The organism is Flavobacterium mekongense (assembly GCF_047038255.1).
Lineage (GTDB): Bacteria > Bacteroidota > Bacteroidia > Flavobacteriales > Flavobacteriaceae > Flavobacterium > Flavobacterium mekongense.
In genome coordinates, this window is sequence record NZ_CP174374.1 from 2620397 (window position 1) to 2637180 (window position 16784).

A 16784-nucleotide genomic window follows, 5' to 3' on the forward strand; every position below is an offset into this window, starting at 1 on the left:
TTAAATTAAATTTTGTAAGAATTTATTCTTTGAATTCGCCCATTTTGCTGTATTTATCCATCCTTTGCGACACTAATTCATCTGTTGATAAATCTTTCAACTCGTTAAAGGCTTTCATAATATACTGTTCTACTGTTTTGAAAGTAGTTTCTTTGTCGTAATGTGCTCCACCAAGCGGTTCCGGAATAACATCGTCTACCAACTTCATTTTTTTCATGTCGGTAGAAGTCAGTTTTAAAGCTTCGGCAGCTCTTTCTTTATACTCCCAACTTTTCCACAAGATAGAGGAACAAGATTCGGGAGAAATTACCGAATACCAAGTATTTTCCATCATGAGCACTCTGTCGCCAACTCCGATACCTAAAGCACCGCCGGAAGCTCCTTCACCGATAATTACACAAATAATCGGTACTTTCAATCGAATCATTTCCAAAATATTTCTGGCAATTGCTTCGCCTTGTCCGCGCTCTTCAGCTTCTAATCCGGGATAAGCCCCCGGAGTATCGATTAAAGTTACCACGGGAATATTGAATTTTTCAGCCATTTTCATCAAGCGAAGGGCTTTGCGATACCCTTCCGGACTGGCCATCCCAAAGTTGCGCAATTGACGCATTTTAGTATTAATCCCTTTTTGTTGCCCGATAAGCATAAACGACTGACCGTCAATTTTTCCTAAACCGCCAACCATGGCTTTGTCATCCTTGAAATTTCTGTCGCCGAATAATTCTAAGAAAGTACCTTTGGTTAAGTTAGTGATGTGTTCTAAAGTGTAGGGACGGTTTGGATGGCGAGACAATTGTACACGTTGCCAAGCGGTTAAGTTTTTATAGATTTTTCTTTTAGTTTCTTCTAATTTTTTCTCTATTTGTTTGCAAGTGTTCGTCACGTCTACATCAGACTCTTGACCGATTAACTGGCATTTATCTAGTTGATCTTCTAATTCCTTGATAGGGAGTTCAAAATCTAAATATTCCATAGGTTGTTAGTTTTGTTTAAACGAATAGCAAATATAAAATTTTAAATTGTGATTAAAAGCAATTCCGGCAGATTAGTTTTAAACAATCCAAAGCCAAAAAATGTTTTTATGAAACTGCTTTTTTTCTGCTTTTAATAAAGGCATTCAAGAGTACGGTTGATAAAATTATGAGGGCACCAATATAAAATCCGAAGCTCATTTTTTCCTTTTCTTCAAAAATCAATACTGCTAAAATGATCCCGTAAATTGGTTCTAAATTAATAGTCAACATAACCGTGTAAGGACTTAAAAACCTCATCACAGAAGTTGAAGCAATAAAGGCATATGCGGTGCAAATGGAACTCAAAATAAGCAAATACATTAGATTTCTCGCGGATAGATGAAAAAACTCCATTGTAAAACTATCCATAAAAAACAGTAAAAAAGAAAAAAAGAGTACTCCTCCACTGAGCTCATAAAATGAAATTACTGCTGCATCATATGTTTTTACCAATCGACTATTGATAACCGCAAACAAAGCTGATAAAAAAGCTGACGTTAATGCTGTGATTATACCCAAGAAATAATTGCCTTCAACATTAAAAATAATATATAACCCAATTACAACCAACAGTCCGAAAAACACTTCGTAAGGCACTATCTTCTTGCCATACAATATGGGTTCTATGATAGAAGCAAACAAGGCACCTGTGGATAAACAGGCCAAGGTAATAGAAACATTCGAAATTTTTATGGCATGAAAAAAAGTAAACCAATGCAGAGCAATGATCAATCCTGAGAACAAAAACTGTAGTAATATTCTGGTTGGGACTCTGAGTGACCGTTTTTGATAATAAAGATAAAGAGCTATGAACCCTACTGCAAATAACATACGAAACCAAACCAATGGCATCGCATCCAAAGTAATCAGGGCACCTAGTATGGCGGTAAATCCCCAAATGAATACAATCAAATGAAGTTGAAGATAGCTTTTTAAGTTATCGCTTGGCATTCCGCAAGAGGTAAAGAGCTAAAATTCCGAAGACAATATTAGGTGTCCAAACAGCTAACAATGGCGGTGCTGTAGATTTTTCGGCTAAAACACCGAATACCTTATCCAAAAACACAAAAGCGAAAGCCAGTACAATTCCGATAGCCAAGTTGGCTCCCATTCCACCACGTCTTTTCATGGCCGAAACCGCAACCGCAATAATGGTTAAAATAAAGGCCGAAACCGGGATACTGTATTTTTTGTAAAGCACCACTAAATAAGTGTTAATATTAGAAGAACCTCTGGCTTTTTCTTTGTCAATAAACTTATGCAATTCGTTAAGCGGTAGTGTTTCTGCTATGTAAACCACCGGTGTTAAATCTTCCAAATCGAAATTAAAAACCGTGTCTTTTTTTTCAGCCGATTCAATGATGTCTCCCATAGCTCCTACTTTACGCTTAGTGTAATTGAACAAGGAGTAATTTTTCTCCTTTTCATTCCATTTAATTCTGCTGGCAATGAGTTTGTATTTCAATTGATCCCCTTCGAATTTCTCCATAGAAAAATTGAATGCTGTCTTCGAAATCTCATTAAAATTGCTCACAAAAATATATTCGTCTTTGCTGATTTGTCGGAATACATCGGAGTTGTCTCTTACTTCATTCTGTCCGTTTCCAATGAGGTATTTATATCGGAAACTTTTGAAACCGGCGCTGGCACTCGGCACGAGAAAAATACTCATGATTAAAGCAAAAATTGAAACAATAGTTGCACCTATGATATAAGGTCGCATAAAGCGACTAAATGATATACCTGAACTTAAGATAGCGATAATCTCAGTATTGTTGGCTAGTTTTGAAGTAAACCAAATCACCGACAAAAACAAGAAAATGGGAAATAACAAATTGGCAAAATAAATGGTAAAGTCCAGATAATATAGTGCAATTTCTTTGAACGGCACTTTGTTTTCAATCATACGATTGACTTTCTCCGAAACATCAATTACAATTCCGATAGGAATAAACATCAGTAACATTACGGAGAAAGTTACCAAGTATCGTTTTAAGATGTATTTGTCAATTATCTTGAGCATAAATGATTGTTTGATGTTGTTTAAAATTGTTTTAACCTTAAACTTATAAACCCTTTTAAACTTTTATAATCTCTGGCTCATTTGTTTTACCATCATATCTTTCCAAGTTCTGAAATCACCGGCTAAGATATGTTTTCTGGCTTCACGAACCAACCACATATAAAACCCTAAGTTGTGTATGGTGGCGATTTGTTTTCCTAAAAACTCGTTTGCGGCAAACAAATGACGTAAATAGGCTTTAGTATACTCGGTATCCACAAAAGTATGGCCCATTTCATCGATGGGAGAAAAATCATCTTCCCATTTTTTATTTTTGATATTAATGGTACCGTTAGCTGTAAACAACATTCCGTTTCGGGCGTTTCGCGTAGGCATAACACAATCAAACATATCAATGCCTAAAGCGATATTTTCCAAGATGTTGATCGGTGTTCCGACACCCATCAAATACCTGGGTTTGTCTTGTGGTAAAATGGCTGTTACGACTTCGGTCATGGCGTACATCTCTTCGGCAGGCTCGCCAACTGATAAGCCCCCGATGGCATTGCCTTGTGCTCCGGCATTGGCTATATATTCGGCTGATTGTTGGCGCAAATCTTTATAAGTACTCCCTTGAACAATAGGGAAAAAAGTTTGGTCATAACCGTACTTGGCAGGCACTTTTTCCAAATGCTTAATACAACGATCCAACCAGCGATGAGTCATGTGCATCGAACGTTGGGCATAACGATAATCACAAGGATATGGTGTACATTCGTCAAAGGCCATGATGATATCCGCACCGATACTGCGTTGAATTTCCATCACATTTTCGGGAGTAAACACATGGTAAGAACCATCGATATGCGACTTAAATTTCACGCCTTCCTCCTTAATTTTTCGATTGGCTGAAAGAGAATAAACCTGGTATCCGCCGCTATCCGTTAAAATATTTCGGTCCCAATTCATAAACTTGTGCAATCCACCGGCTTTTTCTAAAATATCCGTTTGCGGACGCAAGTACAAATGGTAAGTATTTCCTAAAATAATATCGGGATTAATCTCTTCTTTAAGTTCACGTTGGTGTACTCCTTTTACCGAAGCTACGGTACCAACAGGCATAAAAATAGGAGTTTCAATTACTCCGTGATCGGTGGTAATACTTCCGGCTCTGGCTTTAGAATTTGGGTCTTGGGCTAATAAATCAAATTTCATAGTACTCTTTTACAGTCGGCAAAGATAAAAGATTTCAGATTTAGGTTTCAGGATTTAGGATTTTATTTAACAGAGATTGTTTGCCGAGAATTCAGAAGCAACTTTATTATTGAAAAGACCTTAATAACTTGTTATAAAATCATTTGCCTTCCTATAAAATTAGAATTACTTTTGAGCCATAATTATACATCCTATTTATAATGTCAAACACACAACATTTACAAGATTTTACAACCCAAGTCAGAAGAGACATTCTTCGCATGGTACATGCCGTAAATTCGGGGCATCCCGGAGGTTCATTGGGTTGTGCCGAATTTTTTACTGTATTGTATCAACACCAAATGAAACGCAATGCAGGATTTGATATGAACGGTATCGGAGAAGACTTATTTTTCTTATCTAACGGCCATATTTCGCCTGTTTTTTACAGTGTTTTAGCCCGAAGTGGTTATTTCCCTGTAGCTGAATTGGCCACTTTTCGAAAACTAAATTCCCGTTTGCAAGGCCATCCTACTACACACGAAGGATTACCGGGAGTACGTATGGCTTCGGGTTCTTTGGGACAAGGTTTATCGGTTGCCATAGGCGCAGCACAAGCCAAAAAACTTAATGGCGATGCCCATTTAGTGTATTCCTTGCACGGCGACGGAGAATTACAAGAAGGTCAAAATTGGGAAGCCATCATGTATGCTTCTGCCAAAAAAGTAGACAATTTGATTGCTACTATTGACTATAACGGACAACAAATTGACGGTAGTACAGACGATGTTTTAAGTTTGGGTAATTTGAAAGCCAAATTTGAAGCTTTTGATTGGGATGTATTAGAAATTAAAGAAGGGAACAACATCGAAGCTATCATCAATGGTTTGGCAGAGGCTAAAAGCAGAACCGGAAAAGGAAAACCGGTTTGTGTGCTAATGCATACCGTAATGGGTAACGGCGTTGATTTCATGATGCACACACACGCTTGGCATGGTAAAGCACCTAATGACGAGCAATTAGCTATCGGATTGGCACAAAATAAAGAAACTTTAGGCGACTACTAAAACTATGAAAAAATATACAAACACAGGAAGTAAAGATACCCGTTCCGGATTTGGGGCAGGAATGACCGAATTGGGGCAAAAAAATGAAAACGTTGTGGCGCTTTGTGCCGATTTGATTGGTTCTTTGAAGTTTGACGATTTCAAGAAAAATCATCCGGAGCGTTTTTTCCAAGTCGGCATTGCAGAAGCTAACATGATTGGTATAGCAGCCGGTTTAACCATTGGTGGAAAAATTCCTTTTACCGGCACTTTTGCCAATTTCTCTACCGGAAGGGTTTATGATCAGATTCGCCAATCGGTAGCTTACTCAGACAAGAATGTAAAAATTTGTGCTTCACACGCAGGCTTGACTTTAGGAGAAGACGGTGCGACACACCAAATTTTGGAAGATATCGGTTTGATGAAAATGCTACCGGGAATGACAGTAATTAATACTTGTGATTACAATCAAACCAAAGCGGCTACTATTGCATTGGCAGAGCATCACGGTCCGGCCTATTTGCGCTTTGGTCGTCCGGTTGTTCCTAATTTCACTCCGGCAGATGAACCTTTTGTTATCGGAAAAGCTATTATGTTAAACGAAGGTACAGATGTGACTATTATTGCTACCGGACATCTGGTTTGGGAAGCTTTGATAGCTGCTGAAGCGCTGGAAACTAAAGGAATTTCCGCAGAAGTCATCAACATCCATACCATTAAGCCTTTGGATGATGAAGCTATTTTGAAATCGGTAGCCAAAACCGGTTGTGTGGTTACCGCAGAAGAGCATAATATTTTAGGTGGTTTAGGAGAAAGTGTGGCTCGTGTGTTAACTTTGAACACACCTGCACCTCAAGAATTTGTTGCCGTTAATGACAGCTTTGGAGAAAGCGGCACACCGGAACAATTGATGGAAAAATACAAATTGAATCACCAAGCTATTGTAGAAGCCGTAGAGCGAGTGATGAAAAGAAAATAATTCTCCTCAATAATATAAAAAGAAAAGCCGCTAATTATAGCGGCTTTTTATTTTTTAGTGATGACAAACATTTGATACATGTCGCTTCTTTCCGTCACTACAAAGAGGAATATCCGCAAAAGGATAAGGATCATCTGTTAAAGGGTTATTGATTTCACTGGCAGTAGTAAAAAAATCACCATCATCATCAATATCTAAGAAATCAGGAATACCATCGCCATCAGTATCATCCGGATTGTCGACATCTTCCTCTAAAACTCTTACATAACCATCGGCAACACCATTAATAAGTGTTACAGAACCATCAGCGTTAACAATGGAAGAATTAATGTCTTCTAAATAAGAAGGTATTCCGTCACCATCATTATCTACTCTTTGAATTTCGTATAATTTGAAACTAAAAATTAAAGGGGAATAAGAAGGAATAGTTCCTGAAGAATTATTATAATATCCCAAACCTGAAGGTATAAACATTATACCGGCACCAAAATTTGAGTAAGATAAAGTACCATCAGGGTTAGCACTGTAACTACCTGTTTTAAATTTCGGAAATATTTCTGACCACCCTTTTATCAGCGATGATAAAGTGAGATAGGTTTCCGGTGTAATGGTCTCTTCAAACTGTTTAAGAGTTAGTGTTTCAACTTCTTCTCCGTTTACAGTTTCCGTATCAGTGTAAATATAACTACCTCTGTAAGAAGTTAAAACTTTATCAACATTACAAGGTGAATTACTTGTTGGGCCGGAACCTTGACGCAATTGTATGTAATACATTTTATATGTAATATCGTCTTGAGCTACATAATGAGCTTGAAGCGGATAATCTGTTTGATTCCATACAGATGTTTGTGTCCCGCCTTCAGGGATAAGATAAAAAGAAACGTCTTGATCTTGTGTATTCCCCGGGCTATTGTTGACCACCATATAATGTGTTTGCAAAAACTCTTCAATGTTGGCCAAATCAGTAGCATATTGTTCTGCATAATCTCGTTTTGGCGCTACCGAATTACCATCGTTTTTAGAACACGACGCTGCAAAAACAACTAAAACAAAAAACAAAGCTACTCTAAGAAAATTATTCATTTTTATTCTATTTTTGAGGTCGCAAGATACAATATTGATTTATTTTTGTGAACTATTTAACGTTGATTTTGGAAAAAAAATGAGAGTGGATAAATATCTTTGGTGTGTGCGATATTACAAAACCCGAAATATGGTCACTGAGGCTTGCAGAAAGAACCAAATTACTGTGAACGGTCAGTTAGCCAAGCCTTCTCGAGAAGTTTTTCCAATGGATAAAATTACGTTTCGAAAAGACCAAATTACCTACATCATAACGGTATTGGACATTCCATTGAATCGAGTTGGCGCCAAGTTGGTCGATATTTATCGAAAAGATGAAACCCCGCCGGAGTCATTCGCCCACTTAGAAATGCTCAGATTATCCAAAGAACACAACCGAAAATCGGGCGTTGGTCGTCCCACAAAAAAAGACAGAAGAGATTTAGAAGATTTTGAATTCGATTTTGAACCGGAGGCATAATTGAGAAACCATAATTTAAATTACTACACACAACATGACAAAAAACATCATTCTAAACCATCAGGAAATTGAACACAAAATCAGAAGGATTGCCTATCAGATATATGAAACCTTTGCTGATGAAAATGAAGTGGTCATTGCAGGTATTGCAGCCAACGGATATATTTTAGCGCAAAAAATAGGGCAGATTTTAAATGAAATCACCGAAGACAAGATTATTTTGTGTGAAGTAAAAATTGACAAGACCAATCCTTTCAACCTCATAACAACCTCCATCAGTCAGGAGGAGTATCAAGATAAGTGTATTGTTTTAGTGGATGATGTGCTGAACTCCGGAACCACTCTAATTTATGGTGTCAAACACTTTTTGAACGTTCCTGTGAAAAAATTTAAAACTGTGGTTTTAATTGACCGAAATCACAAAAAATATCCGGTAAAAGCAGATTTTAAAGGGCTTTCACTTTCCACCTCATCAAAAGAACACGTTCAGGTGATTTTTGAAACCAACAATGACCATGCTTATTTAGTGTAATCTTTGAAGTATTTCATCGGCTATAGTTTCAGAACTTTTTCCGTCAACTGAAACAATGTGGGTTGCTTGGTGATAAAAATAACTGCGGTCAAAAAGATTTTTAGCAATAAACTCCTTCAATTCATCTTCAGATTTTCCTGAAACCAATGGTCTGTTATCACCCTCTGATAATAAGCGCTCATAGAGAACCGGAATGGAAGCTTTCAAAAAAAATGATGTAATTCCGGTTCCGTTTAACAACAAATGATTGTTAGCATAGCAAGGAGTTCCTCCTCCGGTAGCAATAACCATAGAGTTGGGAGCTGTTATCCATTTCTTTAATTCAAGATGCTCTTTTTTTCTGAAATAAATTTCGCCATGCTTTGCGAAAATCTCATTGATAGATAAATCCTCACTTCTTTCTATACTTTCATCCAAATCTAAGAAGGTCATTTGCAATTTTTCGGCAAGTATTTTACCAATAGTCGACTTCCCTACAGCCATATACCCTACCAAAACAATTTTTATCATCTCAATAAAACCTTATAAATTAAGCCATTACAGACCATCCTTTAAAAAAGGCAAATTTATAGCAAAATTGCTTTGAAATATAAATAATAAGGTCTTATATTTGCACCCGCATTCAAGAAATGAAATTGACTCGATAGCTCAGTTGGTAGAGCACAACACTTTTAATGTTGGGGTCCTGGGTTCGAGCCCCAGTCGGGTCACAATTTTTCTTGTCTTGCAATAAGACTCGATAGCTCAGTTGGTAGAGCACAACACTTTTAATGTTGGGGTCCTGGGTTCGAGCCCCAGTCGGGTCACAAAAAGTTGTTCGCCAAGCGGATGACTTTTTTTGTTTTCGGCCACGTGGAGAAATTGGTAGACTCGCCATCTTGAGGGGGTGGTGTCGCAAGACGTGTCAGTTCGAATCTGATCGTGGTCACATTTAAAAAAACACTCAATCGAGTGTTTTTTTTTATTTCACTACCTCCTGATTGGTTTAAACTACTGCAAGAAAGTTACTAATGACTGAGTAATTTCTTAATCTATTCACCTTTTTTTGAAAGTTTTAGCATAAAAACAGTTGCGGTAAATTAATTTTACTAATTTTGTTTAACTAATTTTAATAAAAGATGAACAATATTAAAAGTGTTTTTAGCATCAAAGACTTGGAAAACTTATCGGGTATAAAAGCACATACTATCAGAATTTGGGAGAAAAGGTACAATGTGCTGGAACCTATGAGGACAGAAACCAATATCCGAATGTATGATTTGGAAAATCTTCAAAAACTATTAAATATTACTCTCTTACACAATCACGGATATAAAATTTCGAAAATTTCAAAGTTATCCGAAGACAGGATACCACAATTGGTAAACGAAATCATTTCAGATAAAAGTGCAAAACATCATGCGATCAGCTCTTTTAAATTGGCAATGATGAATTTTGATCAGGCATTGTTTTTCAATACCTACAACAAACTATTGTCCGAAAAATCATTCCGTGATGTTTTTTATGAAGTATTTATTCCATTGATTCAAGAAATCGGATTACTATGGCAAACTAATACTATCAGTCCGGCTCACGAACACTTCATCACTTACTTAATCAAGCAAAAAATCCTCACTAACACTGAAGTCGTTCAATCGCAAGAGCCAACTAAAGATGACAAGTTGTTTGTTTTATATCTTCCGATGAATGAAGTACACGAGTTGGGCTTGATGTACTTAAATTACGAGATATTGAGCCACGGATACAAAACCATCTATTTAGGAGAAAGTGTTCCGACAGATAGCTTGAAAGATTTAAAAAAACATTTCGACAACATTATTTACATCTGTTATGCTACGGTAGAACCAACCAAAGCAGAAATTAATCCGTACATTAAAGAACTTCAATCAGAAATTATGGTCGACTCTTCCAAACTTTGGCTTATCGGACGTATGATTGAGCATATTGATGCTAAACTATTGTCAGAAAAAATCATTACCTTCAACAGCATTAAAGAATTAGTAGAATTTATCTAAACAAATATTTTTTTATTGTTTAACTTTTTTCTATTTTTATTAAACAATATGAGAAAACAAATTAAAATAATCGGATCCGGTTTTTCATCTTTAGCAGCAGCTTGTTATTTGGCACGACAAGGTCATGAAGTTGCTGTATATGAGAAAAACAGCACTATCGGCGGAAGAGCTCGTCAGCTCAAAAAAGAAGGTTTTACCTTTGACATTGGACCAACATGGTATTGGATGCCGGATGTTTTTGAACGTTTTTTTGCTGATTTCGGTAAAAAACCATCAGACTATTATCACCTTATCAAACTCAATCCTGCCTATCAAGTCTATTTCGGTGAAAAAGATTTTGTAACCATAGCCGATAATTTGCCTGAAATTATTGCTGTTTTCGAATCGATAGAAAAAGGTAGCGGAGTCAAATTAGCTTCTTTTATGAAGGAGGCTCAAAGCAACTATGATATTGCCATAAAGGATTTAGTATACCGTCCGGGAATTTCTCCTTTAGAGTTGGTTACTCTGGAAACTGCCAAAAAAGTCAATCAGTTCTTTGGCAATATTTCAAATGACATCCGAAAAAGATTCAAAAACCCTAAACTCATTCAAATATTAGAATTTCCGGTATTGTTTTTAGGCGCAAAACCTTCAGACACGCCATCGTTTTACAGTTTTATGAACTTTGCCGATTTTGGTTTGGGAACATGGCATCCTAAGAATGGTATGTACAGTGTCATATTAGCTATGGAAAGTTTAGCCAAAGAATTAGGTGTAACTTTCTATTTAAATGCTAATGTTGAAAAAATTACAGTAGAAAACGGTAAAGCTAACGGAATCCTAATCAACGGAGCTGTTGCCAAAGGAGACATCATCCTAAGCGGCGCCGATTACCATCATAGCGAAAGTTTATTAGAGCCTGAATATAGGGCTTATTCTGAAAAATACTGGGACAAAAGAACTTTTGCCCCTTCTTCCCTACTTTTTTATGTAGGCTTTGATAAAAAAATTGAAAACGTTGAACATCATTCCTTATTTTTTGATGTAGATTTTGACAAACATGCGGAAGCCATTTATGATTTCCCACAGTGGCCTAAAGAACCTTTATTTTACGCCAGTTTTCCTTCTAAAACAGATGATAACGCCGCCCCGGAAGGCAAAGAAGCCGGCATATTTTTGATTCCATTAGCACCGGGCTTAAAAGATACAGCGGAACTGAGAAACTTGTATTTTGAAAAAATAATCGCCCGTTTTGAAAAATTAACACAACAAACTGTTAAAGAAAATGTTATCTTTAAAGAATCTTTCTGTGTCAACGATTTCATTAAAGATTACAATTCGTACAAAGGGAATGCCTATGGGTTAGCCAATACCCTTTTGCAAACCGCTTTTTTAAGACCTAAATTGAAAAGTAAAAAAGTCAAAAATCTTTTTTTTACCGGTCAATTAACTGTTCCCGGACCCGGCGTACCTCCGTCGTTAATTTCCGGAAAACTGGTTGCTGAACTCATTGAAAAAAATTAAAAAAATCATGCTATGAAATCAATTTTTGACACCGTCTCTTTCGATTGCAGCAAAAACGTAACAAAGTCTTACAGCACATCCTTTTCGGCTGCCGTTAAAATGTTAGCACCAAGTATTCGTCAAGACATTTACAACATCTACGGATTTGTCCGCTTTGCCGATGAAATTGTAGATACCTTTCATGATTACAATAAAGAGCATCTTTTTGAAAGATTTGAGAAAGATTTGGCCGATGCATTGGATAACAAAATCAGTTTAAATCCGATTTTAAATTCTTTTCAGCATACTGTTAACAAGTATCAAATTCCAAATACTTTGATTGATGCCTTCATGAAAAGTATGAAGTTGGATTTACACAAAAAAGAATACCAAACTTATGATGAATACCACGAATACATTTACGGTTCTGCCGATGTAGTAGGCTTAATGTGTTTAAAAGTATTTGTGAACGGTGATGAAAAAAAGTTTGCTGAATTGGAACACTCCGCCATGCGTTTGGGATCGGCTTTTCAAAAAGTTAACTTCCTGCGTGATTTGAAAGCTGATTATGAGGATTTAAACAGAACTTATTTTCCTAATACCGATTTGTCTCGTTTAGACGAACAATCCAAGAACGAAATCATCAAAGAGATTGAAGCGGATTTCCAAGTGGGTTTTGAAGGTATTTTAAAATTACCTTTGGAAGCCAAATTCGGAGTTTATACGGCTTTTGTTTACTACAAAAAGCTGTTGTCTAAATTGAAAAAGACGCCTTCGATGGAAATTAAAAACACCCGTATCAGAGTACCTGATTATGAAAAGATTGGGTTATTGGCCAAATGCTATGTTAATTATCGTTTAAACTTAATATAAATTCATGGTACTAAATATAATAGTTTTCTTGATTACATTTTGTGTAATGGAATTCATGGCTTGGTTTAGTCATAAATACATCATGCACGGCTTTTTATGGAGCTTGCATGCCGATCATCACAAAAAAGACCACGACTCTTGGTTTGAACGTAATGATGCTTTTTTTATTTTTTATGCGGTGGTTAGTGTCGGTTTCTTTTTGTTATGGCAAAATGATATTTTAGCGGTAGGCTTGGCCATCGGATTGGGAATTTTTGCTTATGGTTTGGCCTACTTTATGGTTCATGATATTTTTATCCACCAAAGATTTAAACTCTTCCGTAACGCTAACAACCGCTACGCCAAAGCCGTTAGAAGAGCTCATAAAATGCACCACAAACACATCGGCAAAGAAGATGGAGAATGTTTTGGAATGCTCATTGTTCCTTTAAAATATTTTAAAAAATAAACAAAAAATCCCGATTGAATCGGGATTTTTTATTGACTGAAATTTATTTTAATAAACCTTGAAGCGGTTTTAATTGCTCCATGTCGACGTTTGCACTTTGCAAAACGCTAATCATGTTCATAATATTATTAGGATTCATATCGTCACCCAGTATTCTGACTACTGCAAATCCGTTTTCACGATTTTTAGCAAAAAAAACAAACTCATCTATATCGTCTTCTTCTCCCACAAAACTTACCGAAGCACCATCCTTACCGGAACCAATCTTCATCAACTCCTGGTATTCTTGTCCTTTTAGTATCTCACCTACTTTTTGAGATTCAGATTGGTAGTCTGCCGCATTTTTATCATTCGTCTTAAAGACCAATATATTCATCTTTTTAAAAGATCCTAAAGCGGTTTGTTGTTCAGGGGTTAGCTTCGCTTTGTCAACATTAATGATACTGGTAGAAACATCTAACATTACAAAATCTTTCTTCCCTGAATTCTCTACAAAATACTTCTGAAGACTGGGTTCATTGCTACAACTCATTAAGAGTAAAGACAATAAAACGGTGGTAAAAAAGGCAAGTCTCATAACTGAATTATTTACTGCCTTTAGGGCCTTTCCCCCCTTTTGAAGCTTTCTTTAAATCGTCTCCGCCGGGTAATTTCATTTTCTCGGTAAGTACTGAAAGCTCGTCTAAATCAAAGTTCCCAGTTAACGACATCAACACGGTTTCTTCATTACCTGAGCCGTCAACAAACATCAACAGCTCTTTAATTTGTGAGTCTGTAGCGCCCGATTTAACATAAATTTTTACACTTTTCCCTTTATCAGTTATGCGCATTAACTCCTCCATCCCGGCAGTTTTTAAGTACTTGTCGGCTGTAGCTTTCATTTCCGCCGCTTTGGTATCGCTTTGGGTAGCAAAAACTTTAAGATTGTCTAACTTTTTTATCAGGTTAACATATTGCTGAGTTTCTTTGTCTTCCACTTTCATTTTACTCAAAAGGGTAAACATTTTTTTGTTTACGATAACTGTTCTGATTTTCTCTTGGTCTTCAAATTTATCAAAGACACTTTGACCGAAAGTTACATGGGTTACTACTAAAAATAACAGACTTAAAAATATTTTCTTCATGATTTCTTGATTTTTTATTTAAAAATAATGTTTTTTGATTGTTCGTATTCGCTTAAATAGTCCATACTTCCGATGCCTTCGTTTACACTTTGCGAGATCATGTCCAGCGCTTTTTGCGTCTCTCTGAAAGCAACCTCAGGATCATCATAAGTTCCGAAATCTTCTGATATCGGTTGGTTGTGATGATTGAAAGTAAAAAAACCTACACCAAGCAAAACTACCACAGAGGCTGCTACAGATATCCAAAGCAAAGTATGACTTTTTTTAGTGTGTAAAGGAATCGCAGCTGTAAACTGTTCTTGTTTTGCTTTAGCAGCGTAACCAAAAATCGGCTTGTATTGCTCTAAAGGCGGAGCAACATTATCGGAAGAAAAATAGGCCTTTAATTCTTTTTCTTCTGCCAAAGTGGTTTCTGCTTCGAAGTATTTCTCTATTAATTTTTCTATGTTATCCAATGCCATAATGATGGGTTTTTGTCATGGTTTCTCTTATCGCTTTTCTGGCTCTTGATAAGGCAGTTCTGATGGCCGACTCATTCATTCCCAGAATTTCGCTAATCTCTTCAAATTCCATTTCTTCAATGTCACGCATTTGAACTATTAACTTTTGTTGTTCCGGCAAGTCATTCATTATTCGCTCTACCCATTGCCAAGTGTCTTTGTCTTCAACTTGTTGCTGTAAACCGGCTTCTCTGTCTGTAAAATTGTTATGTACAATTCGCATATTGCTTGCCCGCTTCGACTTCAACTGATCCAAACAATAGTTTTTTGTCATTGTCATGGCCACAGCCTCTATACTTTTATACTCGTCTAAACTGCTGTTTTTATGCCACAGCTTTACCAAAACTTCCTGAGTAGCATCTTCGGCCTCTTCCGTACTGACCAGCAAACGCTTAGCCATTCGAAAGACCTTATCCTTAAAAGGATTCACCAATTGCATAAACTCTTTTTGGTTCATTAAAACAACATTTGGTTAACGGTTATATCAGCAAGACGAACCATGATTTTTTTTGTTACAAACAAAGTACAAATAATTAATCTAAACTTATTAAATTTACGTTTATTAAATAAAGAGCTGCTATGAAAAAATTATGTAAAACCGCATTGTGGTTGTGCTTGTTGGCCTTTACCGTCAGCTGTACTGATAATGATGATAACCCCGTTCCGGCGAGTTTGGAGGTTAAAGATTTTGTATGGAAAGGAATGAATTTATATTATCTGTGGCAAGCTGATGTACCCGATTTGGCCGATGATCGTTTTGCTAATCAAAGCCAGCTGAATACTTTTTTAGAAGGTTTTGAAGAACCCAATACTTTATTCAATGCCTTAAGAGTCGATACTTCAATTGACCGATTTAGTGTTATTTACAGTGATTATTCTATTTTAGAAGGAGCGCTTTCCGGAAACACGCTGAACAACGGAATGGACTTCGCCTTGCGTTATAAACCGGGAAGTTCAACCGATATTTACGGCTGGGTTCGTTACATTATTCCAAATTCGGATGCGGCCACTAAACCTATTCAACGAGGAGATATTTTTTATGCCATCAACGGAACACCGCTTACGGTTGACAATTATCGCAGTTTATTGGCTAATGAAACTTACACTGTTAATTTAGCCAATTACGATGGTGGCAATATTACGCCTAGCGGCGAATCGGTTTCGTTGACCAAAACAGCTTTGGCTGAAAATCCAATCTTGCTAAATACAGTAATAACGAATGGTTCTCACAAAATTGGTTACTTAATGTACAACGGTTTTTATTCGAATTACGACAACCAATTGAATACTGTTTTCGGTTCTTTTCAATCACAAAATGTTACTGATTTGGTCTTAGATTTACGCTACAACTCGGGTGGTTCCATCAGTACAGCTACCAAATTGGCCAGTATGATAACCGGGCAATTTACCGGGCAACTTTTTGCCAAGCAACAATGGAATGCCAAAGCCCAAAACTATTACGAAAACAACAATCCGGGGAGTTTGGAAAACCGATTTGTGGGCAACCTCAACAGTTTGAATTTGAATAAAGTATATATTTTAACTTCAAGCGCTACGGCTTCAGCCAGTGAGTTGGTTATCAATTGCTTAAAACCTTATATTACTGTAGTTCAAATTGGGACTACGACAACCGGTAAAAACGTTGGCTCGATTACTTTGTATGATTCTCCGACTTTTGCCAAACAGAATGTCAATCCGCGACACAAATATGCGATGCAACCGATTGTACTTAAAATTGTAGACAAAAATGGTTTCGGCGATTATACTGCTGGTATTACACCTACTACGACATTACCCGAGAGCATGGACGATTTAGGCGTTTTGGGAAATCCCAGCGAACCTTTGCTAAATGCCGCTATTAACCAAATTATAGGTAGTGGCCGACCAACTCCGCCAAGACCAAGCCAACCGGAACGTGATTTTGCCGATGCAAAAACCATGTCGCCATTAAGAACTGAAATGTACATTGAGCGTAAATAAGACAAACAAAAAGGCTAACCCGAAAGTTAGCCTTTTTTTCAACAAAA

19 protein-coding genes and 3 tRNA genes are annotated in these 16784 nt (G+C 36.8%); 12 read left to right on the forward strand and 10 right to left on the reverse strand.

The features are described from left to right. Positions 1-22: 22 nt before the first annotated feature. The 4 genes from ACJG85_RS11365 to tgt form a co-directional block, all read right to left on the reverse strand. Positions 23-976, reverse strand: coding sequence for an acetyl-CoA carboxylase carboxyltransferase subunit alpha (locus ACJG85_RS11365; protein ID WP_295335257.1), 954 nt, complete (start codon positions 974-976; stop codon positions 23-25). 106 nt (positions 977-1082) lie between these two features. Then, a complete protein-coding gene (locus ACJG85_RS11370; RefSeq protein ID WP_412476454.1) occupies positions 1083-1967 on the reverse strand; it encodes a DMT family transporter in 885 nt (294 codons plus the stop codon). After that, positions 1954-3039 carry an LptF/LptG family permease gene (locus ACJG85_RS11375; RefSeq protein ID WP_409680424.1) on the reverse strand — a complete coding sequence of 362 codons (1086 nt, stop codon included), beginning with the start codon at positions 3037-3039 and terminating at the stop codon, positions 1954-1956. The genes ACJG85_RS11370 and ACJG85_RS11375 overlap by 14 nt, the downstream gene beginning before the upstream one ends. Positions 3040-3102: 63 nt before the next feature. After that, the gene (gene tgt, locus ACJG85_RS11380; protein ID WP_412476455.1) at positions 3103-4233 is read right to left on the reverse strand and encodes a tRNA guanosine(34) transglycosylase Tgt; all 1131 of its coding nucleotides are present in this window, start codon (positions 4231-4233) and stop codon (positions 3103-3105) included. Between the two features lie 200 nt (positions 4234-4433). Here tgt and ACJG85_RS11385 point away from each other — a divergent pair, with 200 nt between their 5' ends. Continuing rightward, entirely contained in the window at positions 4434-5279 is an 846-nt protein-coding gene (locus tag ACJG85_RS11385; protein ID WP_409680418.1) for a transketolase, read from the forward strand. A 4-nt stretch (positions 5280-5283) separates the two neighbouring features. Next, positions 5284-6237 (forward strand): transketolase family protein, encoded by a 954-nt coding sequence (locus ACJG85_RS11390; RefSeq protein ID WP_412476456.1) that lies wholly within the window; start codon positions 5284-5286, stop codon positions 6235-6237. Positions 6238-6291: 54 nt separating this feature from the next. Here the strand turns inward: ACJG85_RS11390 and ACJG85_RS11395 are convergent, their stop codons facing one another. Then, entirely contained in the window at positions 6292-7320 is a 1029-nt protein-coding gene (locus ACJG85_RS11395; protein ID WP_409680412.1) for an FKBP-type peptidyl-prolyl cis-trans isomerase, read from the reverse strand. Between the two features lie 79 nt (positions 7321-7399). Here ACJG85_RS11395 and ACJG85_RS11400 point away from each other — a divergent pair, with 79 nt between their 5' ends. Together ACJG85_RS11400 and ACJG85_RS11405 are read left to right on the forward strand one after the other, a co-directional pair. Continuing rightward, positions 7400-7780 (forward strand): RNA-binding S4 domain-containing protein, encoded by a 381-nt coding sequence (locus ACJG85_RS11400; protein WP_412476457.1) that lies wholly within the window; start codon positions 7400-7402, stop codon positions 7778-7780. Positions 7781-7814: 34 nt separating this feature from the next. Continuing rightward, the gene (locus ACJG85_RS11405; protein ID WP_409680406.1) at positions 7815-8312 is read left to right on the forward strand and encodes a phosphoribosyltransferase domain-containing protein; all 498 of its coding nucleotides are present in this window, start codon (positions 7815-7817) and stop codon (positions 8310-8312) included. On the opposite strand, the gene ACJG85_RS11410 is transcribed toward ACJG85_RS11405, so the two are convergent. Then, the gene (locus tag ACJG85_RS11410; RefSeq protein ID WP_409680403.1) at positions 8304-8822 is read right to left on the reverse strand and encodes a shikimate kinase; all 519 of its coding nucleotides are present in this window, start codon (positions 8820-8822) and stop codon (positions 8304-8306) included. The two genes, ACJG85_RS11405 and ACJG85_RS11410, sit on opposite strands and share 9 nt — an antisense overlap. A 127-nt stretch (positions 8823-8949) precedes the next feature. Here ACJG85_RS11410 and ACJG85_RS11415 point away from each other — a divergent pair. From ACJG85_RS11415 to ACJG85_RS11445, 7 genes are all read left to right on the forward strand, one after another. Further along, positions 8950-9022: transfer RNA gene (locus tag ACJG85_RS11415), tRNA-Lys, on the forward strand. A 23-nt stretch (positions 9023-9045) separates the two neighbouring features. After that, positions 9046-9118, forward strand: a tRNA-Lys gene (locus ACJG85_RS11420). 40 nt (positions 9119-9158) lie between these two features. After that, positions 9159-9240: transfer RNA gene (locus ACJG85_RS11425), tRNA-Leu, on the forward strand. A gap of 190 nt (positions 9241-9430) precedes the next feature. Further along, the gene (locus tag ACJG85_RS11430) at positions 9431-10327 is read left to right on the forward strand and encodes a MerR family transcriptional regulator (protein ID WP_409680400.1); all 897 of its coding nucleotides are present in this window, start codon (positions 9431-9433) and stop codon (positions 10325-10327) included. 48 nt (positions 10328-10375) lie between these two features. Next, on the forward strand, positions 10376-11833 hold the full coding sequence (locus ACJG85_RS11435) for a phytoene desaturase family protein (protein ID WP_412476458.1): 1458 nt from the start codon (positions 10376-10378) through the stop codon (positions 11831-11833). A 12-nt stretch (positions 11834-11845) separates the two neighbouring features. Next, positions 11846-12685 carry a phytoene/squalene synthase family protein gene (locus tag ACJG85_RS11440; RefSeq protein ID WP_409680394.1) on the forward strand — a complete coding sequence of 280 codons (840 nt, stop codon included), beginning with the start codon at positions 11846-11848 and terminating at the stop codon, positions 12683-12685. Between the two features lie 4 nt (positions 12686-12689). Beyond that, positions 12690-13133 (forward strand): sterol desaturase family protein, encoded by a 444-nt coding sequence (locus tag ACJG85_RS11445; RefSeq protein ID WP_409680391.1) that lies wholly within the window; start codon positions 12690-12692, stop codon positions 13131-13133. 43 nt (positions 13134-13176) lie between these two features. Here the strand turns inward: ACJG85_RS11445 and ACJG85_RS11450 are convergent, their stop codons facing one another. Genes ACJG85_RS11450 through ACJG85_RS11465 form a run of 4 tightly spaced genes read right to left on the reverse strand, consistent with a single transcriptional unit; the run spans position 13177 to position 15214 of the window. Continuing rightward, positions 13177-13710, reverse strand: a complete 534-nt coding sequence (locus ACJG85_RS11450; RefSeq protein WP_412476459.1) for a DUF4252 domain-containing protein — start codon at positions 13708-13710, stop codon at positions 13177-13179. A 7-nt stretch (positions 13711-13717) separates the two neighbouring features. Further along, positions 13718-14257: a DUF4252 domain-containing protein gene (locus ACJG85_RS11455; protein WP_409680385.1), complete on the reverse strand. Its 540-nt coding sequence runs from the start codon at positions 14255-14257 to the stop codon at positions 13718-13720. 14 nt (positions 14258-14271) lie between these two features. Beyond that, positions 14272-14718 carry a hypothetical protein gene (locus ACJG85_RS11460; protein ID WP_409680382.1) on the reverse strand — a complete coding sequence of 149 codons (447 nt, stop codon included), beginning with the start codon at positions 14716-14718 and terminating at the stop codon, positions 14272-14274. Beyond that, the gene (locus ACJG85_RS11465) at positions 14705-15214 is read right to left on the reverse strand and encodes an RNA polymerase sigma factor (protein ID WP_409680379.1); all 510 of its coding nucleotides are present in this window, start codon (positions 15212-15214) and stop codon (positions 14705-14707) included. The genes ACJG85_RS11460 and ACJG85_RS11465 overlap by 14 nt, the downstream gene beginning before the upstream one ends. 122 nt (positions 15215-15336) lie before the next feature. On the opposite strand from ACJG85_RS11465, the gene ACJG85_RS11470 reads away from it, so the two are divergent. After that, entirely contained in the window at positions 15337-16737 is a 1401-nt protein-coding gene (locus tag ACJG85_RS11470) for a S41 family peptidase (RefSeq protein ID WP_409680376.1), read from the forward strand. The last annotated feature ends 47 nt before the right edge of the window (positions 16738-16784 follow it).